Annotated in this window: 23 protein-coding genes; 11 read left to right on the top strand and 12 right to left on the bottom strand. The window is 73.1% G+C overall.

Annotation, left to right across the window (positions count from 1 at the left end):
* The first annotated feature begins 29 nt into the window (after positions 1–29).
* Positions 30–212, top strand: a complete 183-nt coding sequence (locus ACZ50K_RS05350) for a hypothetical protein (RefSeq protein ID WP_468897746.1) — start codon at positions 30–32, stop codon at positions 210–212.
* A 49-nt stretch (positions 213–261) separates the two neighbouring features.
* On the opposite strand, the gene ACZ50K_RS05355 is transcribed toward ACZ50K_RS05350, so the two are convergent.
* A complete protein-coding gene (locus ACZ50K_RS05355) occupies positions 262–717 on the bottom strand; it encodes an SAM-dependent methyltransferase (protein ID WP_468897748.1) in 456 nt (151 codons plus the stop codon).
* 85 nt (positions 718–802) lie between these two features.
* A complete protein-coding gene (locus tag ACZ50K_RS05360; protein ID WP_468898468.1) occupies positions 803–1,576 on the bottom strand; it encodes a hypothetical protein in 774 nt (257 codons plus the stop codon).
* A gap of 208 nt (positions 1,577–1,784) precedes the next feature.
* On the opposite strand from ACZ50K_RS05360, the gene ACZ50K_RS05365 reads away from it, so the two are divergent.
* The gene (locus ACZ50K_RS05365; RefSeq protein WP_468897750.1) at positions 1,785–2,699 is read left to right on the top strand and encodes an oxygenase MpaB family protein; all 915 of its coding nucleotides are present in this window, start codon (positions 1,785–1,787) and stop codon (positions 2,697–2,699) included.
* 95 nt (positions 2,700–2,794) lie between these two features.
* Here ACZ50K_RS05365 and ACZ50K_RS05370 read toward each other — a convergent pair whose 3' ends face one another.
* Complete coding sequence (locus tag ACZ50K_RS05370; protein ID WP_468897752.1) at positions 2,795–3,394, bottom strand: class I SAM-dependent methyltransferase; 600 nt, start codon at positions 3,392–3,394, stop codon at positions 2,795–2,797.
* A gap of 175 nt (positions 3,395–3,569) precedes the next feature.
* Between ACZ50K_RS05370 and ACZ50K_RS05375 the strand changes: the two genes are divergently transcribed.
* From ACZ50K_RS05375 to ACZ50K_RS05395, 5 genes are all read left to right on the top strand, one after another.
* On the top strand, positions 3,570–4,373 hold the full coding sequence (locus ACZ50K_RS05375; RefSeq protein WP_468897754.1) for an MHYT domain-containing protein: 804 nt from the start codon (positions 3,570–3,572) through the stop codon (positions 4,371–4,373).
* Positions 4,374–4,463: 90 nt separating this feature from the next.
* Positions 4,464–7,349, top strand: coding sequence for a sensor histidine kinase (locus ACZ50K_RS05380; RefSeq protein WP_468897756.1), 2,886 nt, complete (start codon positions 4,464–4,466; stop codon positions 7,347–7,349).
* On the top strand, positions 7,346–7,789 hold the full coding sequence (locus tag ACZ50K_RS05385; RefSeq protein ID WP_468897758.1) for a roadblock/LC7 domain-containing protein: 444 nt from the start codon (positions 7,346–7,348) through the stop codon (positions 7,787–7,789). Before ACZ50K_RS05380 ends, ACZ50K_RS05385 begins: the two co-directional genes overlap by 4 nt.
* A 14-nt stretch (positions 7,790–7,803) precedes the next feature.
* A complete protein-coding gene (locus ACZ50K_RS05390; protein WP_468897760.1) occupies positions 7,804–8,181 on the top strand; it encodes a DUF742 domain-containing protein in 378 nt (125 codons plus the stop codon).
* Positions 8,181–8,828, top strand: a complete 648-nt coding sequence (locus tag ACZ50K_RS05395; RefSeq protein ID WP_468897762.1) for a GTP-binding protein — start codon at positions 8,181–8,183, stop codon at positions 8,826–8,828. Before ACZ50K_RS05390 ends, ACZ50K_RS05395 begins: the two co-directional genes overlap by 1 nt.
* On the opposite strand, the gene ACZ50K_RS05400 is transcribed toward ACZ50K_RS05395, so the two are convergent.
* Together ACZ50K_RS05400 and ACZ50K_RS05405 are read right to left on the bottom strand one after the other, a co-directional pair.
* Positions 8,818–9,369, bottom strand: coding sequence for a PaaI family thioesterase (locus ACZ50K_RS05400; protein WP_468897764.1), 552 nt, complete (start codon positions 9,367–9,369; stop codon positions 8,818–8,820). The genes ACZ50K_RS05395 and ACZ50K_RS05400 overlap by 11 nt on opposite strands.
* Positions 9,370–9,436: 67 nt before the next feature.
* Positions 9,437–9,874, bottom strand: coding sequence for a PPOX class F420-dependent oxidoreductase (locus tag ACZ50K_RS05405; RefSeq protein ID WP_468897766.1), 438 nt, complete (start codon positions 9,872–9,874; stop codon positions 9,437–9,439).
* Positions 9,875–9,969: 95 nt separating this feature from the next.
* Here ACZ50K_RS05405 and ACZ50K_RS05410 point away from each other — a divergent pair, with 95 nt between their 5' ends.
* Both ACZ50K_RS05410 and ACZ50K_RS05415 read left to right on the top strand, forming a co-directional pair.
* The gene (locus tag ACZ50K_RS05410) at positions 9,970–10,368 is read left to right on the top strand and encodes a roadblock/LC7 domain-containing protein (RefSeq protein ID WP_468897768.1); all 399 of its coding nucleotides are present in this window, start codon (positions 9,970–9,972) and stop codon (positions 10,366–10,368) included.
* A 120-nt stretch (positions 10,369–10,488) separates the two neighbouring features.
* Positions 10,489–11,346, top strand: a complete 858-nt coding sequence (locus ACZ50K_RS05415) for a DUF6397 family protein (protein ID WP_468897769.1) — start codon at positions 10,489–10,491, stop codon at positions 11,344–11,346.
* Here the strand turns inward: ACZ50K_RS05415 and ACZ50K_RS05420 are convergent.
* From ACZ50K_RS05420 to ACZ50K_RS05430, 3 genes are read right to left on the bottom strand one after another with little or no spacing between them, the layout of a single operon-like run.
* Positions 11,310–11,708, bottom strand: a complete 399-nt coding sequence (locus tag ACZ50K_RS05420) for a YchJ family protein (protein WP_468897771.1) — start codon at positions 11,706–11,708, stop codon at positions 11,310–11,312. The two genes, ACZ50K_RS05415 and ACZ50K_RS05420, sit on opposite strands and share 37 nt — an antisense overlap.
* 8 nt (positions 11,709–11,716) lie before the next feature.
* A complete protein-coding gene (locus ACZ50K_RS05425; RefSeq protein WP_468897773.1) occupies positions 11,717–12,619 on the bottom strand; it encodes an acyl-CoA thioesterase in 903 nt (300 codons plus the stop codon).
* Positions 12,620–12,665: 46 nt separating this feature from the next.
* Positions 12,666–15,179: a DEAD/DEAH box helicase gene (locus ACZ50K_RS05430; protein ID WP_468897775.1), complete on the bottom strand. Its 2,514-nt coding sequence runs from the start codon at positions 15,177–15,179 to the stop codon at positions 12,666–12,668.
* A gap of 121 nt (positions 15,180–15,300) precedes the next feature.
* Between ACZ50K_RS05430 and ACZ50K_RS05435 the strand changes: the two genes are divergently transcribed.
* On the top strand, positions 15,301–16,092 hold the full coding sequence (locus tag ACZ50K_RS05435) for a metal-dependent hydrolase (protein ID WP_468897777.1): 792 nt from the start codon (positions 15,301–15,303) through the stop codon (positions 16,090–16,092).
* 129 nt (positions 16,093–16,221) lie between these two features.
* Here the strand turns inward: ACZ50K_RS05435 and ACZ50K_RS05440 are convergent, their stop codons facing one another.
* The 4 genes from ACZ50K_RS05440 to ACZ50K_RS05455 all read right to left on the bottom strand — a co-directional run bounded on the left by ACZ50K_RS05440 (position 16,222) and on the right by ACZ50K_RS05455 (position 23,410).
* Positions 16,222–18,003: an ABC transporter ATP-binding protein gene (locus ACZ50K_RS05440; protein ID WP_468897779.1), complete on the bottom strand. Its 1,782-nt coding sequence runs from the start codon at positions 18,001–18,003 to the stop codon at positions 16,222–16,224.
* Positions 18,000–19,814 (bottom strand): ABC transporter transmembrane domain-containing protein, encoded by a 1,815-nt coding sequence (locus ACZ50K_RS05445; protein ID WP_468897781.1) that lies wholly within the window; start codon positions 19,812–19,814, stop codon positions 18,000–18,002. Before ACZ50K_RS05445 ends, ACZ50K_RS05440 begins: the two co-directional genes overlap by 4 nt.
* A 137-nt stretch (positions 19,815–19,951) precedes the next feature.
* Positions 19,952–22,879, bottom strand: coding sequence for an FAD-binding and (Fe-S)-binding domain-containing protein (locus tag ACZ50K_RS05450; protein WP_468897783.1), 2,928 nt, complete (start codon positions 22,877–22,879; stop codon positions 19,952–19,954).
* A gap of 30 nt (positions 22,880–22,909) precedes the next feature.
* On the bottom strand, positions 22,910–23,410 hold the full coding sequence (locus ACZ50K_RS05455) for a MarR family winged helix-turn-helix transcriptional regulator (protein WP_468897785.1): 501 nt from the start codon (positions 23,408–23,410) through the stop codon (positions 22,910–22,912).
* A 91-nt stretch (positions 23,411–23,501) separates the two neighbouring features.
* Here ACZ50K_RS05455 and ACZ50K_RS05460 point away from each other — a divergent pair, with 91 nt between their 5' ends.
* Entirely contained in the window at positions 23,502–25,346 is a 1,845-nt protein-coding gene (locus tag ACZ50K_RS05460; RefSeq protein WP_468897787.1) for an ABC transporter ATP-binding protein, read from the top strand.
* Positions 25,347–25,401 lie beyond the last annotated feature (55 nt).

Genomic DNA, 25,401 nt, shown 5'->3' on the forward strand with positions numbered 1-25,401 from the left:
AGTCATGGCGAGCAGGAGGAGGTGCCGGGATGTCGACCAGTGGAAAGGTCGCCGCCGCCGGTGTGGTGGCCGCGATCGTACTGTTCTGGACCGTCGGGTTCTGGCCCGGACTGCTGGTGCTGATCGGGGTGCCCGTGGCGGCGTATCTGATGCTGGACTCCTCCCAGCGGCGCAGGCTCCGGCACGTCAGCAGAAGGCAGATCGGCCGCTGACTCCGCCCCGGCCGTTCCGGCCCGGGGCCCGGAGCGGGTCAGCAGTAGGTCAGTAGTAGTCCCGCATCAGTACGGTGGCCCACTCCGGCTGGTGGAGTTCGCCGCGCGGCCCGAACTCCGCCATGTACGGCTTGAGGTCGAGCACCGGAGTGCCGGCCACCGCGTCCAAGCCCTCGACGTGGACGTCCAGCCCGTCCACCTTGAGCACCCGGCAGCGGGACACCCCCAGCCGGTTCGGCCGGTTCTTCCCCCGTTGGGCGAAGATGCCGACCAGCGGCCAGTCCGGGTTGTTCCTCGGGTGCCGGGCGCCGGTCTCCACCTTCTCGGCGGGCACCCGGTCGAAATGGAAGACGACCTCCAGATGTGAGAAGTCCGCCAGCCCGTAGAGGGCCTCCGGCCCGAACCGGCCGGAATCCAGCCGGATCACCGCGGTCTCCGCACCCCAGTCGTCATCGGCCACCTCCGCCCGCCCGCCCAGGACCGTGCCCACCGGTTCGCACTCCACGCCCACAACCGCCCCCGTCCGCCGTCTTCCACACCGACATCCTCACCAACACCTGCGCCAACCACCCGCGCCCGCCCGAGGCGCCTCAGGACGGCCGGACGGCCACCCGGTCCAGGCCTGCCAGCAGCTCGGGCAGATCCTCGTCCCGGGGCACCGGGATGACTCCGCTCGGTTCCTCGTCGAGCAGGACGAACGCCACGTCGTCGGTCCGTGCCACCAGTGACCAGCCGGGCCCGTCCACCCGGAGCATCCGGGCGTCCTCCCCGGCGAACGCCGACCGCACCCGGCCCGGCGGCGGCGGGGTCCGCGTGTACGCGCGGGCCTCGTCCAGCACCCGGGCCAGTCCGGGATGCGCGACCGGTGCCTCCCCGTCCGTCTCGAACCGCTCCCGCCAGTCCGCCCACTGGAGCGCGATCTGATCGGCGCCCATCCGCCGCTGCGCCGGACCCCACACATCGGCGGAAGGCGGGGTCAGCGGCACCCGGCCGGTGCCGTCCGCGCCCTGCTCCGGATCGTGCGGCTCGGGGATCCCCGGTGCCGCCACCGCCAGCCCCAGCGGCCAGCCCGCCAGGGACACCACGATGGTCCGCTCGTCCGGCGAGAGGTCGTACTCCATCCCGCAGTCCCAGGAGGCGATGGCCATCGCGACCAGCGAGACGTCGTCGATGACCACGGTCCAGCGGGCACCCGTCTCGTCCTGGCCGAGGACCAGGCCGTACCCCTCCGCCACCGCGGGGACCCCCAGCAGCGCGCAGGCCTGCGGGTAGTCGTCGCCCAGGATGCTGGGGAACTGGGCGGGGGTCAGCAGCACGGCGGTCAGCACGTACAGCGAACCGTCGTCCGCCTCCTCCTCGCCGATTCCGTCGGCGGCCCCCGGGGCGGCCCCGACGGATCCCACCGGTGCCTCGGATTCCTCGGACTGCTCGGACACAACGCCTCCCGGTGGTTCTCTCGTCGGCGCACCCTAACCAGCGGGTAACCCGCCCGTCGAGAGCCCACGGGCGCCGATTTCCAAGCCCACTACCTGCACGTAGAGTTGGGGGTCCGCCACAGAAAGGCTGACCCCGGTGCAGCGTTACGACCGGCTGAAGGAGATCCTCCGCCTCGACGCCGACCAGGACTTCCTCACCGTCTACCGGCTCATCGCCACCTACGAGTTCCCCTGGGACTTCGCCCGCGCCCTGGAGCTCGCCCTCTACCGCACCTACGCCGTCCCGAGCATCGGACGGCTGCTGGCCGAGACCGCCGAGTTCACCACCCGTACCCAGCGCCGCTACGACGACACCGCGCTGCTCCTCGACGCGGTGGTGGAGCACGGGTTCGACAGCGACACGGGCCGCACGGCCATCCGCCGCATCAACCGGATGCACCACGCCTACGACATCTCCAACGAGGACATGCGGTACGTCCTGTCCACATTCGTGGTGATTCCGAAACGCTGGCTGGACGACTACGGCTGGCGCCCGCTCACCGGCCATGAACTCCGTGCCTGCGCCCGCTACTACACCACCCTCGGCCGTCACCTGGGCATCGAGGACGTCCCGGACTCCTACGAGGAGTTCGAGCAGACCCTCACCGGCTACGAGAAGGAGCGGTTCGGCTGGGACGAGGGCGGCCGCAAGGTGGCCGACGCCACCCTGGACCTGATGGCCTCCTGGTACCCGGCTCCGCTCGCCCCGCTGCTGCGGACCGGCAGCCTGGCCCTGCTCGACGATCCGCTGCTGGCAGCCCTGCGCTACGAGCGTCCCGCACCGGCCGTCCGTCGGGCGGTCCGGGGCGCCCTCCGGCTCCGGGGCCGCGCCGTCCGGCTGCTGCCCCCGCGCCGGACCCCGCACTACGCCCGGCAGAACCCGGAGATCAGGAGCTACCCCGACGGCTACGACGTGGGCGAGCTCGGCACCCGTCCGGTCCCCGGAGCCGGTGGCTGCCCGGTCCCGCACCAGCGCCGCCCGGCCGGCGCCGAGGCCCCGCCACAGGGCTGACCGGGCGGCCCCTCAGGGCCCGCAAGCCCTTCAGCCCTTCAGCCCTCCAGGCCGCCAGACCCTCGGGACTTCGGGACTTCGGGCAGACGGGTCCGTCATGAGGAGCGCACGGCCAGCGCCAGGAAGCGGGCGTCCTCATCGGCGTACGAGGTCATCCGCCAGCCCGAACCGGCGAGCAGCGGGCCGAGGTTCCGCTCGGCCCGCAGGTCCTCCGGGGTCAGCCGGCGGCCGTGCCGGGCGGCCAGCGCGGCCCGCCCGATCGGGTGGAACAGGGCCAGCCGGCCGCCGGGGCGCACCACGCGGGCCAGCTCCCGCAGGTTCGCCGCCGGCTCCGGCAGGTGCGCGATCAGTCCGGCGCCGAACACGGCGTCCAGCACCCCGTCGCGCAGCGGCAGCCGGGCCACGTCCGCCTGCATCAGCACGCCCTCGGCGTCCCGGCCGGCGCGCACCGCGGCGGCCAGCATCCCGGGGGTCAGATCGGCTCCGAGGACCGTACCGGTCGGGCCCACGGCCGCCCGGAGCGCGGGCAGCGCGCGCCCGGTGCCGCAGCCGGCGTCCAGCACCCGGTCCCCGGGGTGCAGGCCGAATTCGGCGATGCCGGCGGCGAAGGCCGGGCCGTCCCCGGGGAACTTCCGGTCCCAGTCGTCCGCGCGGGCGCCGAAGAACTCCTGCACATGCGTGTGGTCATCGCTCATGTGCCCATGATCCCGCACCGGCCGGCCCCGGGCCGCAGGCCCCCTCCGTACCGTGTGCAGACTGATACTCGGCGTGATCGAACGCGAACGTAGCTCTGTCATATTCCAGCAGTTACAGCAGGTTTCGAAATGCGCCCCGTGTTCGTGTCCTCACCCGGACTAGCGTCCCTGGGCCATGGGACACCTGGACCACGCGGCCTACGGCTGGCTGACACCCGCCCTCTCCTACGTGATGGCATCGATCGGCGCCGCCCTCGGGCTGCGCTGCACCGTCCGGGCGCTCGCCGCCACCGGACGCTCCCGCCGCAACTGGCTGCTCACCGCGGCCTCGGCCATCGGAACCGGTATCTGGACCATGCACTTCGTGGCCATGCTGGGCTTCAGCGTCACCGGCACCGAGATCCACTACAACGTGCCGCTGACGATCCTCAGTCTGCTCGTCGCCATGGTGGTCGTCGGGGCGGGCGTCTTCGCCGTCGGATACGGCAAGGACCGCGGCCGGGCCCTGGTGCTCGGCGGCCTCACCACCGGCCTCGGCGTGGCCAGCATGCACTACCTGGGCATGGCCGCACTCCGCCTGCACGGCCGGATCTCCTACTCCCCGCTGACCGTCGGCATCTCGGTGGCCATCGCGGTGGTCGCCGCCACCGCCGCGCTCTGGGCCGCGCTCAACATCAAGTCCCCGGTCGCCGTGGCCGTCTCCTCCCTGGTGATGGGCGCCGCCGTCAGCAGCATGCACTACACCGGGATGCTGGCGGTCGCCGTCACCGTGACCCCCTCCGACGCGGCGCTCCCCGGGGCCACCGCCATGCAGTTCATCTTCCCCCTGGCCGTCGGCCTCGGCTCCTACCTGTTCATCACCTCCGCGTTCGTCGCCCTCTCCCCGACCGCCGACGAACGGGCCGCCTCCGCCCACGCCCGCCGCCTGACCCCCCAACCCCCCACCCACCCGACCCCACCCACCCCGGCCACCCCCTAGGCCGGGCGCCGGTCCCGAACGCCCGACCGACCGCCCGCCCGCCCGACCCGAAAGCCCCGAGCCGACGGCCCGCACCCGAACGAGGAGCCCATGCGCACACCCCGCAGGACCCCGGAGGCCCCGGCGCCCCGGCTGCCCGCGCCCCCGGCCCGCGGCCGCCGGGCCCACGCCGGCCCCCCGGCCAGGGAAGCCGCCCCCGGCGCCCCCGGATCCCCGTACCCCCCGGCCGCCGCCGCCGCCGCCGCCGACGGCCCGGACCGGGCAGACGGCCCAAACCGGGCAGACGGCCCGGACCCGGCCGCCCGGGCCGACCGGGGCGGCCCGTTCCGGCCGGGATCCTTCCGTCCCGGCACGGTCCGCGCGAAGATCGTCTCGCTGCTGATGGTCCCCGTGGTCTCCCTCCTCGCCCTCTGGGCCTTCGCCACCGTCAGCACCGCCCAGGACATCGCCCGCCTCAGCCGCGTCCAGCGCATCGACGCCGACCTCCGGGCCCCCGTCGGACAGGCCGTCACCGAGCTCCAGGCCGAACGCCGCGCCGCCCTCCGCTTCCTCGCCGCCCGGACCACGGCCCCGACCACCGCCCCCGCCACCGATGCCCCGGCCACGTCGGACGGCGGCGGCGACGACACCGGGCGGGCCACCGCCCTGGAGGAGTCCGGCCGCCGCACCGACACCGCCGTGCACCGCCTCCGGCTCGGAGCCCGCCACACCGTCGCCGACTCCGGGGACTACCCGCCCGAAGTGGTCGCCCGCTTCCGTGCCTTCGTCGAGGCCGGTGAGGCCCTCGGCTCCGCCCGCGCGGACATCGCGGCCGGCCGTGCCACCCCGGACGCCGCCTACGCGACGTACACGAAGGTCATCGACTCGGCCCTGGCCGCCACCGGCGCGCTCACCGCCATCGAGGACGCCGGCTCCGGCGGTGAATCCCGGGTGCTGCTCGAATTCGCCCGGGCCGCCGAGCTGCTCGCCCGCGAGGACGCCCTGCTCGCCGCCCCGGGCCGGCGCTCCGCCGAAACGCTTCGCCGGTTCACCGGAGCCGTCGAGACCCGCCGCACCCTCACCGACGCCGCCTCCCGCGACCTGCCCCCCGCGCAGGCCGCCGCCTGGCGGGCCGTCCTCGCCGGCCCCGGCTACACCGTGCTGACCGCCGCCGAGGACGCCGCCCTGGCCGCCGGCACCGGAGCCGGGGCGTACGGCGTCCCGGCCGGCTGGGACGCCGCCCACACCTCGGTCGCCCGGGCGATGGCCGAGGTGGAGTCCGCCGCCCGGGACGGCGCCGCCGACCGCGTCGACCCGTTCGCCGAGGGGGCGCTGAGCCCGGCCGGCGCCGCCGTCCTCCTCGGACTCCTGGCGGTCGCCGCCTCCCTCGTGATCTCCGTACGGATCGGCCGGGGCCTGGTCATCGAGCTGGTCTCGCTCCGCAACACGGCCCTGGAGATCGCCCACAGCAAGCTCCCGCACGCGATGGACCGCCTCCGGTCCGGCCAGCAGATCGACGTCACCGCCGAGGCCCCGCCCGGCCGGCCCGGGGACGACGAGATCGCCCAGGTCGGCGAGGCCCTCTCCACCGTCCACCGGGCCGCCCTGTCCGCCGCCGTCGAACGCGCCGAACTCGCCAGCGGCATCTCCGGGGTCTTCGTCAACCTGGCCCGCCGCAGCCAGGTCCTGGTGCACCGCCAGCTGAACCTGCTGGACGCCATGGAACGCCGGGCCGACGACCCGGGCGAACTCGGCGACCTGTTCCGGCTCGACCACCTCACCACCCGGATGCGGCGGCACGCCGAAAGCCTGATCATCCTGTCCGGGGCGGCCCCCGGCCGTGCCTGGCGGACCCCCGTCCCGCTCACCAACGTGGTCCGGGCCGCCGTGTCGGAGATCGAGGACTACCCCCGGGTGGAGGTCGGCCGGCTGGCCGAGGCCGCCGTGACCGGGGCCGCCGTCGCCGACCTGACCCACCTCTTCGCCGAACTGATCGAGAACGCAACCCAGTTCTCCCCGCCGCACACCAAGGTCCGGGTCAGCGGCGAGCCCGTGGGCACCGGATACGTCCTCGAAGTCGAGGACCGCGGACTGGGCATGGGCCGCGAGACCCTCGCCGAGGCCAACCGCCGCATCGAGCAGTCCGAGGACCTGGACCTCTTCGACAGCGACCGGCTCGGCCTGTTCGTGGTCAGCCGGCTGGCCGCCCGGCACGCCGTCCGGGTCCACCTCCGGCCCTCCCCGTACGGCGGCACCACCGCCGTGGTCCTGCTGCCCAACTCCGTCCTCCAGGGCGCGCTGCCGCCCGGGCGGACCACGGCCGCCGACCCCGCCGCCGCCGGCCCGCACGACCCGGGCCGGGAGCCCGAGCCCGAGGCCGTACGCCGGCCGGCCCGGGAGGCCGCCCGCGAGGCGGCCCGGGAGTCGGCGCGGGAGCCCGTACCGGAGGCCGTACGCGAGGCCGTGCGGGAGTTCGCACACGAGGCCGTGCCGGAACCGGCCCGCGCGACGGCGGAACCCGCCGGACCCGCCCCCGGGCCGGGACCCGCCGCCCGCCCGGCACCCTCCTCGGCCCGGCCGGCCCCGGTCACCACCCTCCGGCTGCGCGGCCCCGCCGGCCCCGCACAGCCGGCCGGCCCGCCGGCGCCGTCCGCCGCGGGACCGGTGTCCGTACCGAAGCCCGGCAGCGGCTCCAAGGCCAGGACCTCCGGCGGCACCCCGCTCGCCGAGGTCACCGAACTGCCCCGCCGGGTCCGCCAGGCCAGCCTCGTCCCGCAGCTCAGGGAACTCCCCGGCACCGCCCCCGCGGGGACCGCGCCCCGCACCCCGGAGGACCCGCCCGGCCGGAGCCCCGAGGAGGCCCGCGACCGGATGACGGCCTACCGGGCCGGCTGGACCCGCGGCACCGAAGACGCCGCACGCGGCGGCAACGTCCACGGCGGCGCCCACGGCAACGCGCACGGCGACGTCCACAGCAGCGAAGGAGACCACCGGTGATCGAACACCGCAGAACCGACCTGGACGGCGGCCGCCGCGGCGGTGAACTCGACTGGCTGCTGGACGACCTGGTGCACCGGGTCCGCGAGGTCCGGCACACCGTCGTGCTCTCCAACGACGGCCTCGCCGTCGGCTCCTCCAGCGGCCTCAGCAGGGAGGACGCCGAACACCTCGCCGCCGTCGCCTCCGGGTTCCACAGCCTCGCCAAGGGCGCGGGCCGGCACTTCCACGCCGGCGGGGTCCGCCAGACCATGGTCGAGATGGACGAGGGGTTCCTGTTCGTCGCGGCGGCCGGGGACGGATCCTGCCTCGCCGTCCTCAGCTCCGCCGCCGCCGACGTCGGACTGATCGCCTACGAGATGGCCCGGCTGGTCAAGCGGGTCGGCGAACACCTCTACACCGCGCCGCGGTTCGCCGCGCACCCGCCGGCCGCGAGCTGAGGACGGAACGGAACATGAACGGCCAGTGGTACGACGCGGAGGCGGGCCCGCTCGTCCGTCCGTACGCCATGACCGGCGGGCGCACCAAACCGGGACCGCACGGAGTCCGCTTCGACCTGATCGCCCTGGTCGCCGTCGACCCCGGGGCGGCGGACGCGGACGACTCCCTGCTGGGCCCCGAACACCGCTCCCTGCTGGGCCTGTGCCGGGCGGAGACCCAGTCGGTCGCCGAACTGGCCGCCGAGGCGGACCTTCCGGTCGGGGTCGTCCGGGTGCTGCTCGGCGACCTGCTGGAGGCGGGCCACGTCCGGGTCAGCCGCCCGGTGCCGCCCGCCCAGCTGCCGGACGAGCGGATCCTGCGTGAAGTCATCGACGGATTGCGAGCGCTGTGATGGGACGAGCCACCGACAAGGCCCGGGGCACGGAGCCCGACGACGCGCGCGCGGACGGATCCGGGGAGGGCGAACTGACCGCGCTGTCCCTGAAGATCCTGGTGGCCGGCGGATTCGGGGTCGGAAAGACCACCCTGGTGGGGGCCGTCAGCGAGATCCGGCCGCTGCGCACCGAGGAGGTCCTGAGCGAGGCGGGCGAACTCGTCGACGACACCGAGGGCGTCGCCCAGAAGACCACCACGACGGTGGCCATGGACTTCGGCCGGATCACCATTCGCAGCGGTCTGTCGCTGTACCTGTTCGGCACCCCCGGACAGGACCGGTTCTGGTTCCTGTGGGACGAGCTCTCCCAGGGGGCGCTGGGGGCGGTGGTCCTCGCGGACACCCGGCGGCTGGAGGACTGCTTCCCGTCCGTCGACTACTTCGAACACCGCCGGATCCCGTTCGTGGTCGCCGTCAACTGCTTCCCGGGCGCCCGCTCCTACGGGGCGCACGACGTGTCCCGGGCCCTCGACCTGGACCAGGGCACCCCGGTGGTGCTGTGCGACGCCCGGGACAAGGACTCGGGCAAGGAGGTGCTGATCAGACTGGTCGAGTACGCCGGCCGGGTGCACACGGCCCGCCTCCTCGAATCGGTCAGCCCCTAGGTTCGGGCAACACCCCCGGGGAGGTTTCGGGGCCGCGCAGCACGGCGCAGGTGGTGGTGGCATGGGCGTACAGCTTGCCGTCCAGCGTTCCGGTGACACGGGCCTCGGCGGTGGCGGTGGTCCGGCCGACGTGCAGCGCGGTGCCCTCGCAGCGCAGTGCGGGGGTGTCCGCGAACACCGGACGGATCATGTGCACGCCCAGCTGCACGGTGGTGTAGGCGGTTCCGGCGGGCAGCCGGGTCAGCACGGCCGAGCCGAGGGCGGTGTCCAGCAGGGTGGCGAGGAAACCGCCGTGGACCGTGCCCATGGTGTTGAGCAGATGGTCGCCGGGGTCGCCCTCGAACACGATGAACCCCTCGCCCACCTCGGTCAGCCGTAAACCCATGGTGCTCATGATCGGTGAGGCGGGCAGGGTGCCCTTCAGCATGGCCCGGAGGACCTCCAGGCCGCTCATGGCCCGTAGATCGGGGGCCGGTTCGGGATGCCGCTGCCAGGTGTGCGTGCGGGTACGGGTGAGGTTGCGGGACGCGTCCGAGGTCATGCCCCGACCCTAGGCGGTGGCCGTGGGCCGGGGCGGCGGGCCGGTGCGGCCGTGGGCCGCGGGTGGGTCAGTCGGCGACCCCGGACTCGGAGATCACCTTCTCGATGCGGACCCGCACCAGAAGCTCGCCCGGTACGGCGTTGCGGCGGCCGAAGGCCTCCGCCCGCTCCTCGCCCATGTAGCGGCCGCCGATCCGGGAGGCCCAGTGCAGCATCCCCTCCGGGTCGTCGGCGTGCTCGGCGATCTCCGCGCGGCCCTGGATCACCACGTAGGAGAACGGCGGGCGGTCGTCGTCCACGCACAGGGCGACCCGGCCGTCACGCAGCAGGTTGCGCCCCTTGACCGTGGTCCTGCCGGTGTTGAACAGGAAGGAGTCCCCGTCCAGCACGAACCAGACCGGGGCGATGTGCGGACTGCCGTCCTCCCGCACGGTCGAGAGCTTCCCGGTGCGCGTCCCGTACGAGACGAAGGCACGCCATTCGTCCTCTGTCATCTTCTTCGCCATGGGCACATCCTCCTTGCCGGAAAGCCGCTGGTGGGGAAGGCTGGCGGAACGACGACGCGGGGCGGTCACAGCCGCGTGAACGGGGAGGGGCTCAAATGGCACTGGACAAGCAGCTCGACTGGCTGCTGGACGACCTGACGCGGCGGGTCCAGCAGGTCCGCCACGCGGTGGTGCTCTCCAACGACGGGCTGGTCACCGGCGCGAGCGCCGGCCTGGCCCGGGAGGACGCCGAGCACCTGGCGGCCGTCTCGGCCGGCCTGCAGAGCCTCGCCAAGGGCTCGGGAAGGCACTTCCGGGCCGGTGAGGTGCGGCAGACGATGGTCGAGTACGACGAGGGCGTGCTGTTCGTGATGGGCGCGGGTGCGGGCAGCTGCCTGTGCGTCCTCAGCGCGGCCGAGGCGGACATCGGGCAGGTCGCGTACGAGATGACGCTGCTGGTGAACCGGGTCGGCGAGCACCTGGGCGTCGCGGAGCGCCGGATGACGGGCGGCTAGCCGGGACGGTCCGGGGAGGTGCCCGCGAGGTTTTCCACAGGCCGAGCGGGCGTGGCTTACGGCGCGTTACGTTCTTCACGCAGAGCGACGGCAGCGATGCCCTGAGTGAAGGAGACCGTCATGCGGACGAGTGCCGAAGAGAGCGCGATGGTGGGCGGAGTGCGGGCCGCGGGGGAACTGGGCCTGCGCCGGGCCGAGTTCGCGTGCGCGGTGCAGCTCGGCATCGTCCGGGCCGGGCCGCCCGGGCCGGGTGGGGCCTCGCGGTTCACCCGGGCGGAGCTCGACCGGATCAGGACCGGTCACGGCTTCCCGGAAAGCCTGCGGGAGCGGGTGAAGACCCTGACGGCCGCGGGCGCCGCCGAACTGCTCGCGGTCCATCCCGGCCGGTTCACCCGGATCGCCCGCTGCGGCCATGTCACCCCGGTCGGATACCGGATCAACCGCTACCGGGCCGTCGTCTGGCTGTATCTGGCCGAGGAGCTCACCGAGTTCGGCGCCCGCCGCCCCGATCTGCTGACCGGCGGCACCCCCGGTGAGGACCGCGAGCGGATCGCCGCCCGGGAGGACCAGCGCCCCAGGAGGTGGCGCGGCCGGCGGGTCGGGCTGCTGCTCCGGCGTACCGCCGACCCCTGGGAACGGGCGGCCGTGCTCGCCTCGGTCCTGCCCCGCGCCGAGCTGGCGGAGGCGGTCCCCGACCCGGTGGAGCGGGCCCGGCTGGCCGGACTGGCCCCGCCACCGCCGTACGGGCATCCGCAGAGCCCGGTGGCCGCGGCCGGCGTGGCGGGCCGGCTGCTCCAGGCCGAGCAGCCGGAGGAGATCCTCTGGTACCGCACCAGCCTGGAGTTCGCCCTCACCGGAGCCCGCAACCAGCCGGCCGCGAACCCATCGGCCGCGAACCGGCCGACCGGGGACCAGCCGGCCGGGGTTCAGCCCGCCGGGGTTCAGTCGAAGTCGACGGGGGACAGCGGGCCGACATAGACCCAGGCCCCGTCCTCCCGGCCGAAGGCGCTGTGCTCCCGCAGGGACCCAGCGTGCCGGCCCTCCCGGTAGTGCGCCCGGAACTCCACCGAGCCCTCCGTCTCGAAGATCCCGCCGCGTTCGGTGCCCAGGATCTCCAGCCGCTCCCAGCGCTGCCCCGGATCCAGGTCCAGGACCGCCGGGCGGGTCGCGGAGTGCCAGGACCGCAGCAGATAGGCGGTGTCCCCGACGGCGAACGCGCTGAACCGGGACCTCATCAGCAGCTCCGCGGTGGAAGCCCGCTGGGCCCCCGAGTGGAACCGGCCGCAGCATTCCGGGTAGGCGGCGGGCAGCCCGCAGGGGCAGGGGAGTGGCGTGGGCACGGAGCGGATCAGTCCTTCGGGGAAGACGGAGCGGAGGGGGAGGAGGTGTAGGGGCGGAACAGGCCCTCCTGGACCACGGAGACCAGCAGTTGGCCCTCGACGTCGTAGATCCGGCCCCGGGCCAGACCGCGCCCGCCGTGGGCGATGGGCGACTCCTGGTCGTAGAGGAACCACTCGTCGGCCCGGAACGGCCGGTGGAACCACATGGCGTGGTCCAGGCTCGCCATGTCGAACCCGCGCACCCCCCACAGCGGTTCCACGGGGATGCGCACCGCGTCGAGGAGGGTCATGTCACTGGCGTAGGTGAGGGCACAGGTGTGGACGAGGGGGTCGTCGCCCAGCGGGCCGACCGCCCGCATCCACACCGCACTCCGCGGATCGGCGTCCTTCAGGTCCTCGGGCGTCCAGCGGAGCCGGTCCACGTACCGGATGTCGAACGGCTGGCGGCGCGCCATTCGTTCCAGCGCCTCGGGCAGCGCGCCCAGGTGCTCACGGATCTCGTCCGCGACCTTGGGCAGCGTGTCCGGGTGCGGGAAGTCCTGACGGGGAGGCAGCTGGTGCTCGATGCTGCCCTCCTCCGGCTGATGGAAGGAGGCGGTGAGGTTGAAGATGGTCTTGCCCTGCTGGACCGCGGTGACCCGGCGGGTGGTGAAGGAGCGCCCGTCCCGGACCCGCTCCACCTGGTACACGATCGGCACCCCGGGAATGCCCGGGCGCAGGAAGTACGCGTGCAGCGAGTGCACCGGGCGGTCGCCCTCGGTGGTGCGGCCCGCGGCCACCAGGGCCTGCCCGGCCACCTGGCCGCCGAACACCCGCTGGAGCGATTCCAGCGGGCTGCGGCCACGGAAGATGTTGACCTCGATCTGCTCCAGATCGAGCAGGTCGACGAGTCTTTCGGCGGGGTTCGTCATCAGGGGTTCTCCACTGCTGTCGGTTGCGGCGGCGTTCCTCGGGGGGTCAGAGCTGGCCGACCGAGGTGACCCGGACGACCGCCCGGCCCTCCTCGTCGGAGGCCGCGAGATCGACCTCGGCGCTGATGCCCCAGTCATGGTCGCCGTTGGGGTCGGCGAAGGTCTGGCGAACCCGCCACAGACCGTGCTCCGGGTCCTCCTCGATCATCAGCAGCTTGGGGCCGCGCGCGTCCGGGCCTGTGCCCAGGTCCTCGTACTCGTCCCAGTAGGCGTCCATGGCCTCGCCCCAGGCGTCGGCGTCCCAGCCGGACTCCGCGTCCATCTCACCGAGTTCCCGGAGGTTGTCCAGGGCCGCCAGCTCCACCCGGCGGAACATCGCGTTGCGGACCAGGACCCGGAAGGCGCGCGCGTTCGCGGTGACCGGCTTGACCTGGTCGGCCTTCTCCTGGGCCTGCTCCGCCGTCTCGATCTCCGGGTTCGCCAACTGCTCCCACTCGTCCAGCAGGCTGGAGTCGACCTGGCGGACCATCTCGCCCAGCCACTCGATCAGGTCCACCAGGTCCTCGGACTTCAGGTCGTCCGGGATGGTGTGGTCCAGGGCCTTGTAGGCCCCCGCCAGGTAGCGGAGCACGATGCCCTCGGTGCGGGCCAGCTCGTAGAAGGAGGTGAACTCGGTGAAGGACAGGGCCCGCTCGTACATGTCGCGGATGATCGACTTCGGCGAGACCGGGTGGTCGCCGACCCACGGGTGGCTCTTGCGGTACACGTTGTAGGCGTGCAGCAGGAGCTCTTCCAGCGGCTTGGGGTAGGTGACCTCCTGGAGCCGCTCCATCCGCTCCTCGTACTCGATCCCGTCGGCCTTCATGGCGCCGACCGCCTCGCCGCGGGCCTTGTTCTGCTGGGCCGCGAGGATCTGCCGGGGATCGTCCAGGGTGGACTCCACCACCGAGACCATGTCCAGCGCGTAGGAGGGGGACTCCGGGTCCAGCAGGTCGAAGGAGGCCAGTGCGAAGGTCGACAGCGGCTGGTTCAGCGCGAAGTCCTGCTGGAGGTCGACGGTGAGCCGGATGGTGCGGCCCTCCGCGTCCGGGGTGTCCAGCTGCTCCACCACGCCGCCGTCCAGCAGCGAGCGGTAGATGGCGATGGCCCGCCGGATGTGCCGCAGCTGGTTCCTGCGGGGCTCGTGGTTGTCCTCCAGCAGCCGGCGCATCGCCTCGAAGGCGTTCCCGGGCCGGGCGATCACCGACAGCAGCATGATGTTGGTGACCTTGAAGCGGGAGGTCAGCGCCTCCGGCTCGGAGGCGATCAGCTTCTCGAAGGTGGTGTCCGACCAGGCGACGAAGCCCTCCGGAGCCTTCTTGCGGACCACCTTGCGGCGCTTCTTCGGATCGTCGCCCGCCTTCGCCAGCGCCTTCTCGTTCTCGATCACGTGCTCGGGGGCCTGGGCCACCACATAGCCCGCCGTGTCGAACCCGGCCCGGCCTGCCCGGCCGGCGATCTGGTGGAACTCACGGGCGCGCAGCGTCCGCACCCGGGTGCCGTCGTACTTGGTGAGGGCGGTGAACAGCACCGTCCGGATGGGCACGTTCACCCCGACACCCAGGGTGTCGGTGCCGCAGATGACCTTCAGCAGGCCGGCCTGGGCCAGCTTCTCCACCAGCCGCCGGTACTTGGGCAGCATGCCCGCGTGGTGGACCCCGATGCCGTGCCGGACGTAGCGGGAGAGGTTCTTGCCGAACTTGGTGGTGAAACGGAAGTTGCCGATCAGCTCGGCGATCCGGTCCTTCTCCTCCCGAGAGCACATGTTGATGCTCATCAGCGACTGCGCCCGCTCCACGGCCTGCGCCTGGGTGAAGTGGACGATGTAGACCGGGGCCTGCCGGGTCTGGAGCAGCTCGGTGATGGTGTCGGTGATCGGGGTGGTGACGTACTCGTAGGACAGCGGGACGGGCCGGGTGGCCGAGCGGACCACCGAGGTCGGCCGGCCGGTCCGGCGGGTCAGGTCCCCCTCGAACCGCGACATGTCGCCGAGGGTGGCCGACATCAGGACGAACTGTGCCTGCGGCAGCTCCAGCAGGGGGATCTGCCAGGCCCAGCCCCGGTCCGGCTCGGCATAGAAGTGGAACTCGTCCATCACGACCTGGCCGATGTCCGCGTGCCTGCCGTCGCGCAGCGCGATCGAGGCCAGCACCTCGGCGGTACAGCAGATCACCGGGGCGTCCGCGTTCACGGAGGCGTCACCGGTCAGCATGCCGACGTTCTCGGTGCCGAAGATCTTGCACAGATCGAAGAACTTCTCCGACACCAGCGCCTTGATCGGGGCGGTGTAGAAGGTGACCTTGTCCTGGGCCAGCGCGGTGAAGTGGGCACCCGCCGCGACCAGGCTCTTCCCCGAGCCGGTCGGAGTGGAAAGGATCACGTTCGCCCCGGAGACCACCTCGATCAGCGCCTCCTCCTGCGCCGGGTACAGGGTGATGCCCTGGCCCTCCGCCCACGTGGAGAAGGCCTCGAAGAGGGCATCGGGGTCGGCGGTCGGCGGCAGCTGATCAATGAGGGTCACGCCCCCATCTTGCCTGGCTTCCGTCCGGATGAGGGAACCGGCGGTCCAGCGAAGATCATCACCGGTAGGCTGTGCCGTCACCAGGACACGGGCAGCGGTAGGGACAGGGGCGGGTACGAGCATGATGGGACCGGCGCACTCACTGTCCGGAGCGGCAGCCTGGCTCGGCGTCGGAGCCGCCGCGGCCGCCACCGGGTACTCCATGCCCTGGCCGGTGCTGGTGGTGGGGGCGCTGATCTGCGCGGGCGCCGCCCTCGCCCCCGACCTCGACCACAAGTCCGCGACGATCTCGCGTGCCTTCGGACCGCTCTCCCGCGGCCTCTGCGAAGTGGTCGACAAGATCTCATACGCCGTCTACAAGGCGACCCGCTCGCCGCGCGACGCCCGCCGGACCGGTGGGCACCGCACCCTCACCCACACCTGGCTGTGGGCCGTCCTGATCGGCGGCGGTGCCTCCGCACTGGCCGTCACCGCCGGCCGCTGGGGCGTGCTCGCCCTCCTCTTCGTCCACCTGGTGCTCGCGGTGGAGGGACTGCTCTGGCGGGCCGCCAGGATGTCCAGCGACATCCTGGTCTGGCTGCTCGGCGCCACCAGCGCCTGGATACTCGCCGGAGTCCTGGAACAGCCCGGCAACGGCGCGGACTGGCTCTTCACCAACCCCGGCCAGGAATACCTGTGGCTGGGCCTGCCGATCCTCCTCGGCGCCCTGGTCCACGACATCGGCGACGCGCTCACCGTCTCCGGCTGCCCGATCCTCTGGCCCATCCCGATCGCCGGGAAGCGCTGGTACCCCATCGGCCCGCCCAAGATGATGCGCTTCCGGGCCGGCAGCTGGGTGGAGCTCAAGGTCCTGATGCCGGTGTTCATGCTCCTCGGCGGAATCGGCGGAGCCTCCGCCCTCGGCTTCATCTGATTCCAGTGATTCCAGCCCGCCGACCGAACTGCACGCCGACCGAACTGCCCGCCGGCCGAACGGCCCAGCCGCCGGGGGAGCCCCGACGGGTGGGCGGACCGGCAGGGCGGGCCGGTCCGCGAAGGCCGGTCAGCCGTGCCAGGAGCGCCAGAGGGCCGCGTACGCGCCGTCCGCGGCGACCAGCTCGTCATGGCTGCCCAGCTCGCTGATCCGGCCGTTCTCCACCACCGCGATCACATCCGCGTCATGCGCGGTGTGCAGCCGGTGCGCGATCGCGATCACCGTCCGGCCGTCCAGCACCCGGGCCAGCGAACGCTCCAGATGACGGGCCGCCCGGGGATCCAGCAGCGAGGTGGCCTCGTCCAGCACCAGCGTGTGCGGATCCGCCAGCACCAGCCGGGCCAACGCGATCTGCTGCGCCTGCGCCGGAGTCAGGGCGGCACCACCCGAACCGACCTCGGTGTCCAGCCCTTCGGCCAGCGCACGCGCCCAGCCGTCCGCGTCCACCGCGCCCAGCGCCGACCACAGCTCCTCGTCCCCGACACCGCTCCGGGCCAGCCGCAGATTGTCCCGCAGCGACCCCACGAACACATGGTGCTCCTGGTTGACCAGCGCCACGTGCTCACGCACCCGCTCCGCGCGCATCTCCGACAGCCGCGCCCCGCCCAGGGTCACCTCGCCGCCCCGCGGCGCGTAGATCCCGGCCAGCAGCCGGCCCAGCGTCGACTTCCCGGCACCCGAGGGCCCCACCAGAGCCATCCGGGTCCCCCGCGGCACCGACATCGACACCTGGTGCAGCACGTCCACACCCTCCCGGTAGCCGAACCGCACCTCCTCCGCCCGGACGTCCCGGCCCGCCGGGACCAGCGCCGCGTCACCGGCGCCCGGCTCGATGTCACGGACCCCCACCAGCCGGGCCAGCGACACCTGGGCGATCTGCAGCTCGTCGTACCAGCGCAGGATGAGCCCGATCGGATCGACCATCATCTGTGCCAGCAGCGCCCCGGTGGTCAGCTGACCCACCGACATCCAGCCCTCCAGCACGCACCAGCCGCCGATCAGCAGCACCGCGCCCAGGATCGTCACATAGGTGACGTTGATGACCGGGAACAGCACCGACCGCAGATACAGCGTGTACCGCTCCCAGGCCGTCCACTCCTTGATCCGCTGCTCGGACAGGTCGATCCGGCGCCGGCCCAGCCGGTGCGCCTCCACGGTGCGCCCGGCGTCCACCGTCTCGGTGAGCACGGCGGCCACGGCCGCGTACCCCGCGGCCTCCGAACGGTACGCCGAGGGCGCCCGCTTGAAGTACCAGCGGCAGCCGACCACCAGGACCGGCAGGGCCACCAGCGCGGCCAGCGCAAGCGGCGGCGCGGTCACCGCGAGCGCCCCGAAGAGCAGTCCGGCCCACACCACCCCGATGGCCAGCTGCGGGACGGCCTCGCGCATCGCGTTCGCCAGCCGGTCCACATCGGTGGTGATCCGCGACAGCAGATCGCCGGTCCCGGCCCGCTCCAGCACCCCGGGCGGCAGCCCCACCGAGCGGACCAGGAAGTCCTCGCGCAGATCGGCCAGCATCTCCTCGCCGAGCATCGCCCCGCGCAGCCGGACCATCCGGACGAACAACGTCTGCACCGCCAGGGCCAGCGCGAACAGCAGCCCCACCTGCCCCAGGTGCAGATCCCGGGCCCCCGCCGCGAGCTCGTCCACCACCCGGCCCAGCAGGTACGGGCCGACCATGGAGGACACCACCGCGACCGCGTTGACCGTCACCAGCAGGACGAACGCCCGCCGGTGCCGCCGCAGCAGACCGCCCACATAGCCGCGGACCGTCTCCGAGGTACCCACCGGCAGGGTCGCGGCCGTTTCCGGGGCCGCCGGATCGTACTCCGGCGCCAACACGCCGATCATGCCGACTCCTCGATCTCCGTGAGCGCTGCCTCCAGCTGGGCCAGCCGCTGTTCCTCGTCGGTCTCCCGGGTGACCACGGCCCGGTAGCGCGGTTCGTCGCGCAGCAGTTCGCGGTGCGTGCCGACCGCCGCGACCGCCCCGTCATGGACCAGGACCACCCGGTCCGCGCGGTCCAGCAGCAGCGGGGAGGAGGCCAGCACCACCGTGGTGCGGCCCGCCCGCAGGGCCGCGACCCCTTCCGCGATCCTCGCCTCGGTGTGCGAGTCCACCGCCGAGGTCGGCTCGTCCAGCACCAGCACCTCCGGGTCGGTGACCAGCGACCGGGCCAGTGCCAGCCGCTGCCGCTGGCCACCGGACAGCGAACGGCCGCGCTCGGTGATCCGGGCGTCCAACGGGTCCACGACCCCGTCCGGCGCCGACTGCAGCAGGGCGTCCAGCACGTCCGCGCACTGGGCCGCGGCCAGCGCCCCGTCCACCCCGACCGTCCCGGACGCGGGGACGTCGAGGAGCTCCCGCAGGGTCCCCGACAGCAGCACCGGATCCTTGTCCTGCACCAGCACCAGGGTCCGCGCGGTGTCCAGCGCCATACCGTCCAGCGGGACCCCGCCCAGCAGCACCGAGGAGGGCTCCGGGGCGTCCCCGGTCGGATGCCCGCCCAGCCGCTCGGCGAGCCGCCCGGCCAGGTCCGGATCCCCGCACACCACGGCGGTGAACACCCCGGCCGGAGCCAGCAGCCCGGTCTGCGGGTCGTACAGGTCCCCGCCCGGGGCGGGCGCCCCGGCCGTCCCGGCGGCGGGCTCCGGGGCGCCGCCCTCGGTCCGGGTCAGCGACAGCACCCGGGCGGCCCGCTTCGCGGACGGCCGGGAGAAGGAGTACGCCATCGCGATCTCCTCGAAGTGCCGCAGCGGGTACATCATCGTGGCCACCGCACTGAACACGGCGACCAGTTCGCCCACCGAGATCCGCCCGGCGAGCACCAGGGTGGCCCCGTACCAGACCACGGTGATCAGCAGGGCTCCCGGCAGCAGCACCTGGATGGCCGAGATCAGGGCCCACATCCGGGCGCTGCGCACGGCGGCCCGGCGCACCTCCTGGGAGGCCTCCCGGTAGCGGCCGAGGAACAGCTCCTCCCCGCCGATGCCGCGCAGCACCCGCAGCCCGGCCACCGTGTCGGAGGCCAGCTCGGTGGCCTTTCCGGCCTTCTCGCGCTGGACGTCGGCCCGTTTGGTCGCCAGCGGCAGCAGCGGCAGTACGGCCAGCGCCAGCGCGGGAACCCCGAGGGCCACGACCAGTCCCAGCGCGGGGGCGTACAGCAGCAGCCCCACACAGATCGCCACCACCGCGAACGCGGCGGCCAGGAAACGGGACACCGCCTCCACGAACCAGCCGATCTTCTCCACGTCCCCGGTGGAGACGGCGACCACCTCACCGGCCGCGACCCGCCGGGTCAGGGCGGAGCCCAGCTCGGCGGTCTTGCGGGCGAGCAGTTGCTGCACCCGGGCGGCGGCGGTGATCCAGTTGGTGACGGCGGTCCGGTGCAGCATGGTGTCGCCCAGGGCGATCCCGATGCCGATCAGGAACAGCAGCGCTCCGACCAGCAGCAGCCGGGTGCCGTCGCGGTCCACGACCGCCTCGACGCCCATGCCGACGGCGAACGGGAGTCCGGCGATCCCGCAGAAGTGGAGCAGCCCCCAGCACAGGCTCCTGATCTGGCCGCCGAGCTGGTTGCGTCCGAGCCAGAGCAGGAACCGGGGGCCGGACCGGACGTCCGGTACGCCCGGGTCCGGATACGGAAGATCACTGATCTGCATGATGCCCCAGGGCTCGGTGGGTGGTTCAAACCGTGCAAGGTTCGCGCTCCTGGGCGCATCAGGGCAATCGATTTTCCGCATGCCAAGGTGTATACCGGCCAGGTTCCGTCCGGTCGGCGGCGGGTGCCGGCAGCGGCTCAGGGCCGGGTGGCCCACTCCAGTTCCAGCAGGACGGAGCGGTAGGAGCGGCCGGTGGCCCGGTCCATGCCCACCTCGCACATCCGGTTCGCCGACAGATGGGCGTCGAAGGCCCGTGAACCGACCTCGGCGGCCTCCCGGGCGGTGGCCGAGGCGGTCAGCTCGGGATGGAGCATCCCGCGGTCGCCCGCGAACGCGCAGCACCCGGCGTCCACCGGCACCACCACCTCCTCGGCGCAGGCCTCGGCGAGGGTCCTCAGCCGGTCCGCGTCGCCCAGCTGGTGCATCGAACAGGCGGGGTGCACCACCGCCGAACCGGCCCGGCGGAGGATGTCCAGTTCGGGCAGCAACTCGTCGGCGGCCCACACGACCGAGTCGACCACGGTCAGTTCGGCGTGCAGGGACCGGTTGTCCTCGGTCAGGTAGGGGACCACCTCGTGGGCGATGCCCAGGGTGCAGGAGGAGGCGTCGACCACCAGCGGCAGGCGTCCGCCCGCCGTCCAGCCCCAGGCCGCCTCCACGATCCGGTTGGCCATCAGCCGGTTGCCGGCCTCGTAGCCCTTGGAGTGCCAGATGGTGGCACAGCAGGTGCCGGTCAGGTCCCCGGGGATCCACACCGGCCGGCCGGCCCGGGCGGACACGGCGACCACCGCCTCCGGCAGGGAGAGCGGTCCGGGGCTGCCGAAGATCCGGTTGACGCAGGCCGGGTAGTAGACGGCCGCGGCGCCGGTCCGGCGGGTGGCCGGGAGCCGGCGGGCCGCCGCGCCGGGGATCTGGGGCAGCCACTGGGGCACCAGGTCGGGGCGGACCGCCTTGCGGACGGCCCCGGTCGCGGCCCGCAGCGGGGCGTCCCCGATCCGGCCGGTGATCCGGTCGGCGGCCGCCACGGCGGCCCGGGCCGCCCGCTCGACGGCGGCGAACCGCCGGGCGGCGAGTTCGGCGGCCTTCTCCTCCCGGGGGCTGTGCCTGCGGTGCCGGAACTCCTTCATCAGCGCACCGGTGTCGATGCCCACCGGACAGGCCAGGGCACAGCTGGAGTCGCCCGCGCAGGTGTCCACGGCGTCGTAGCCGTAGGCGGCCAGCAGTCCGTCCAGCACCGGGGAGCCCGGCTGCTGGCGGAGCATCTCCCGGCGGAGCACGATCCGCTGCCGGGGGGTGGTGGTCAGGTCCCCGCTGGGGCAGCCCGGTTCGCAGAACCCGCACTCGATGCAGGGGTCCCCGATCGCCTCGACCCGGGGGATGGTCTTCAGCCCGCGCAGATGGGCCTCCGGATCGCGGTCCAGGACGATGCGGGGGGCGAGCAGTCCGTCCGGGTCGATGATCTGCTTGGTGCGCCACATCAGTTCGGTGGCCCGCGGACCCCATTCCAGTTCCAGGAAGGGGGCGATGTTGCGGCCGGTGGCGTGTTCGGCCTTCAGGGAGCCGTCGAAGCGTTCCACGGTCAGGGTGCAGAAGGCGTCCATGAACGCCGCGTAGCGGGCGACGTCGGCGGGCTTCGCCGCGTCGAAGGCGAGCAGGAAGTGCAGGTTGCCGTGGGCGGCGTGGCCGGCGACGGCGGCGTCGAACCCGTGCTCGGCCTGGAGGGCGAGCAGGGCCTCGCAGGCCTCGGCCAGCCGGCCGGGCGGGACCGCGAAGTCCTCGGTGATCAGGGTGGTGCCGGAGGGCCGGGTGCCGCCCACGGCGGTGACGAAGGCCTTGCGGGCCTTCCAGTAGCCGCCGATGGTGCGTGGGTCCCGGGTGAAGGCGTTGGTGACCGAGGGGACCGGGGCGACCAGCTCCAGTCCGGCGGCCAGTTCCGTGGCGGCCCGTCGGTGGGCCTCCGCGCCGGCCTCGTCGGGGGCCCGGAACTCCACCAGCAGGGCGGTGGTGTCCTTGGGCAGCTCCGCCCAGTCGGCGGGCACCCCGGAGACCGCCACCGAGGCCCGCAGGGTGTTGCCGTCCATCAGTTCCACCGCGATGGCCCCGGCCGCGTTGAAGAGGGGTACGGCCGCGGCAGCGGCGGGCAGGGACGGGAAGAACAGCAGGGCCGAGCAGACCTCGCGGTCCAGCGGCAGGGTGTCGAAGACGACCTCGGCGATGAAACCGAAGGTGCCCTCCGAGCCCACCATCAGTCCGCGCAGGATCTCGACCGGGGTGTCCCCGTCCAGATAGGCGTCCAGCCGGTAGCCGTTGGTGTTCTTGATCTCGTGCTTGGCGCGGATCCGGGCGACCAGCTCCGGTTCGGACTCGATCTCCGCCTTCACGGCGAGCAGCCCGTGGCACAGGGCCGGTTCGGCGCGCAGGAGTTCCTCGTCCGCCAGCGGGTCCGCGGTGTCCACCACGGTGCCGCCGGGCAGCACGAACGTGAGCGAGGACAGGGTGCGGTAGGAGTTGCGGGCGGTGCCGGCGGTCATTCCGGAGGCGTTGTTGGCGACCACTCCGCCGAGGGTGCAGGCGATCGCGCTGGCCGGGTCGGGACCGAGCACCCGGCCGTACCGGGCGAGCGCGGCGTTCGCGCGGACCACGGTGGTGCCGGGCCGGATCCGGGCCCGCAGCCCGTCCTCCAGCACCTCGACCCCCGACCAGTGGCGGCGGACGTCCACCAGGATGTCCTCGCCCTGGGCCTGGCCGTTGAGCGAGGTGCCGGCCGCCCGGAACACCACCTCGCGCTGCCGTCCGTGGGCGTAGGAGAGGACCGTGGAGATGTCGTCGATGTCCTCGGCGACCACCACCACCTGGGGCACGAACCGGTACGGGGAGGCGTCCGAGGCGTACCGCACCAGGTCGGAGACCTGCCAGAGGACCTTCTCGGGGCCGAGCAGCGCGGTGAGCTCGGCGCGCAGCACCTCCGGGGTGCCGGTGGCCCGCCGCTCGGGCACCCGGTCGGGGGCGGGACCGCTGAGGGTACGGGGGCGCAGGGCGCCCGGGTTAGGCTCCAGCAGCGGCATGGCGGTGCCCCCTCGGGCTCGGCGGTTCGCTCAGCAGGCGGGCTCCGCCGGGACGTCCGACAGGGCCTTCAGCAGTCCGCCGAGCACCTCGCGCTGATCGGCGGTCAACGGAGCCAGGATCTCCTCTGCGGCGTCGGTCCGCGCGTTGCGCAGCCTCCGCAGCGTGGCGCGGCCGGTCCCGGTGAGTTCGATCCGGGTGACCCGGCGGTTGGCGGGATCGGCCACCCGGCGGACGCAGTCGGCCGCCTCCAGCCCGTCCACCAGGGTGGTCACCTGGCGCGGCACCACTTCGAGGCGGGCCGCGAGATCGGCCATCCGGGGGGCCTCCTCGGCGGAGAAGTGGGCGACCACCCGCAGCAGCCTGCCCTGGGCCGGGGTGATGCCGATCGGCTCCAGATGCCGCTTCTGGATCCGGTGCAGCCGCCGGGTCAGCCGGAGCAGCTGCTCGGCGAGGAGGCGGTCGGCGTCGGCGGCGGCCTCGTGAGCGGCGTCGGAGGCGGCATCGGAGGCGGCGTCGGAAGCGGGGCTCATGACGGGAACCTTATCAGGACCCCGTTCATTGTGAGTATAGGTAACAATGAGCTATGCTCTCATGGAGATACCGTCGAAGCCGAGGGAGCCCATGCGCCCGGAAGAACCGAACTGGACCCCGTCCAAACGCCCGCTCGACCCCAGCCGCCCCGCACCGGCGGAACAGCCGCGCGAGCTGCGCCGGATCGCCCGCCTGTTCCGCCCCTACAAGGGCCGGCTGGCCGTCGTCGGCCTGCTCGTCGCCGCCTCCTCGCTCGTCGGCGTGGCCTCGCCGTTCCTGCTGAAGGAGATCCTCGACACCGCCATCCCCGAAGGCCGCACCGGACTGCTCAGCCTGCTCGCCCTCGGCATGATCCTCACCGCCGTGGTCACCAGCGTGTTCGGCGTGCTCCAGACCCTGATCTCCACCACCGTCGGCCAGCGGGTCATGCACGACCTGCGCACCGCCGTCTACGCCCGGCTCCAGCAGATGCCGCTGGCCTTCTTCACCCGGACCCGCACCGGCGAGGTGCAGTCCCGGATCGCCAACGACATCGGCGGGATGCAGGCCACCGTCACCTCCACCGCCACCTCGCTGGTCTCCAACCTCACCGCGGTGGTCGCCTCCGTGGTCGCCATGCTCGCCCTGGACTGGCGACTCACCCTGGTCTCCCTGCTGCTCCTGCCGGTCTTCGTCTGGATCAGCCGCAGAGTCGGCCGGGAACGCAAGAAGATCACCACCGAACGGCAGAAGCAGATGGCGGCGATGGCCGCCACCGTCACCGAATCCCTCTCGGTCAGCGGCATCCTGCTGGGCCGCACCATGGGCCGCTCCGACTCGCTCACCCGCACCTTCGCCGAGGAGTCCGAGAAGCTCGTCGGGTTGGAAGTGCGCTCCAGCATGGCCGGACGCTGGCGGATGTCCACCATCGGCATCGTCATGGCCGCCATGCCGGCCCTGATCTACTGGGCGGCCGGCGTGGCCCTCCAGTCCGGGGCGCCCTCCCTGTCCGTCGGCACCCTGGTCGCCTTCGTCAGCCTCCAGCAGGGGCTGTTCCGGCCCGCCGTGAGCCTGCTCTCCACCGGAGTGCAGATCCAGACCTCGCTCGCCCTCTTCGCCCGCGTCTTCGAGTACCTCGACCTGCCCGTGGAGATCACCGAGCCCGCCGAACCCGTCCGGCTGGACCGGGCCAAGGGGGAGGTCCGCCTCGAAGCCGTGGACTTCGCCTACGAGCCGGACCGGGAGGAGACCCGGCAGACCCTGTCCGGGATCGACATCACCGTCCCGGCCGGCAGCTCGCTCGCCGTGGTCGGCCCCACCGGATCCGGCAAGAGCACCCTCAGCTATCTGGTGCCCCGGCTCTATGACGTCACCGGCGGCCGGGTCAGCCTCGACGGGGTGGATGTCCGCGAGCTCGACTTCGACTCCCTCGCCCGCTCCATCGGAGTGGTCTCCCAGGAGACCTACCTCTTCCACGCCTCCGTCGCCGACAACCTCCGGTTCGCCAAACCGGAGGCCACCGACGAGGAGATCACCGAAGCGGCCCGCGCTGCCCAGATCCACGACCACATCGCCTCCCTCCCCGACGGATACGACACCCTGGTCGGCGAGCGCGGATACCGGTTCTCCGGCGGGGAGAAGCAGCGACTGGCCATCGCCCGCACCATCCTGCGCGACCCGCCGGTGCTGATCCTCGACGAGGCCACCAGCGCCCTGGACACCCGCACCGAGCATGCGGTGCAGCAGGCCATCGACGCCCTCTCCGAAGGCCGGACCACCATCACCATCGCCCACCGCCTGTCCACCGTCCGCGACGCCGACCAGATCGTGGTCCTGGACGCCGGCCGGATCGCCGAGCGAGGCACCCACGAGGAACTCCTCGGCGCCGGCGGACGCTATGCCGCCCTGGTCAGACGCGACACCCAGCTGACCCCCAAGGACTCCATAAAAGTGTGATCGTATGACCGGAATACTGGGGAAATGCCGGGAATTCGCCCCTGGCCGGGTTAGC

The sequence above is a fragment of the Streptomyces sp. NPDC033845 genome, assembly GCF_055576225.1.

What these genes read in the sequence shown, in the direction of transcription:
- ACZ50K_RS05350 (WP_468897746.1), top strand. Translation starts at nt 30, where the DNA reads ATGTCGACCAGTGGAAAGGTCGCCGCCGCCGGTGTGGTGGCCGCGATC.
- ACZ50K_RS05370 (WP_468897752.1), bottom strand. Translation starts at nt 3,394, where the DNA reads ATGAGCGATGACCACACGCATGTGCAGGAGTTCTTCGGCGCCCGCGCG.
- ACZ50K_RS05375 (WP_468897754.1), top strand. Translation starts at nt 3,570, where the DNA reads ATGGGACACCTGGACCACGCGGCCTACGGCTGGCTGACACCCGCCCTC.
- ACZ50K_RS05380 (WP_468897756.1), top strand. Translation starts at nt 4,464, where the DNA reads ATGCGCACACCCCGCAGGACCCCGGAGGCCCCGGCGCCCCGGCTGCCC.
- ACZ50K_RS05390 (WP_468897760.1), top strand. Translation starts at nt 7,804, where the DNA reads ATGAACGGCCAGTGGTACGACGCGGAGGCGGGCCCGCTCGTCCGTCCG.
- ACZ50K_RS05395 (WP_468897762.1), top strand. Translation starts at nt 8,181, where the DNA reads ATGGGACGAGCCACCGACAAGGCCCGGGGCACGGAGCCCGACGACGCG.
- ACZ50K_RS05400 (WP_468897764.1), bottom strand. Translation starts at nt 9,369, where the DNA reads ATGACCTCGGACGCGTCCCGCAACCTCACCCGTACCCGCACGCACACC.
- ACZ50K_RS05405 (WP_468897766.1), bottom strand. Translation starts at nt 9,874, where the DNA reads ATGGCGAAGAAGATGACAGAGGACGAATGGCGTGCCTTCGTCTCGTAC.
- ACZ50K_RS05410 (WP_468897768.1), top strand. Translation starts at nt 9,970, where the DNA reads ATGGCACTGGACAAGCAGCTCGACTGGCTGCTGGACGACCTGACGCGG.
- ACZ50K_RS05415 (WP_468897769.1), top strand. Translation starts at nt 10,489, where the DNA reads ATGCGGACGAGTGCCGAAGAGAGCGCGATGGTGGGCGGAGTGCGGGCC.
- ACZ50K_RS05425 (WP_468897773.1), bottom strand. Translation starts at nt 12,619, where the DNA reads ATGACGAACCCCGCCGAAAGACTCGTCGACCTGCTCGATCTGGAGCAG.
- ACZ50K_RS05435 (WP_468897777.1), top strand. Translation starts at nt 15,301, where the DNA reads ATGATGGGACCGGCGCACTCACTGTCCGGAGCGGCAGCCTGGCTCGGC.
- ACZ50K_RS05440 (WP_468897779.1), bottom strand. Translation starts at nt 18,003, where the DNA reads ATGATCGGCGTGTTGGCGCCGGAGTACGATCCGGCGGCCCCGGAAACG.
- ACZ50K_RS05445 (WP_468897781.1), bottom strand. Translation starts at nt 19,814, where the DNA reads ATGCAGATCAGTGATCTTCCGTATCCGGACCCGGGCGTACCGGACGTC.
- ACZ50K_RS05450 (WP_468897783.1), bottom strand. Translation starts at nt 22,879, where the DNA reads ATGCCGCTGCTGGAGCCTAACCCGGGCGCCCTGCGCCCCCGTACCCTC.
- ACZ50K_RS05455 (WP_468897785.1), bottom strand. Translation starts at nt 23,410, where the DNA reads ATGAGCCCCGCTTCCGACGCCGCCTCCGATGCCGCCTCCGACGCCGCT.
- ACZ50K_RS05460 (WP_468897787.1), top strand. Translation starts at nt 23,502, where the DNA reads ATGCGCCCGGAAGAACCGAACTGGACCCCGTCCAAACGCCCGCTCGAC.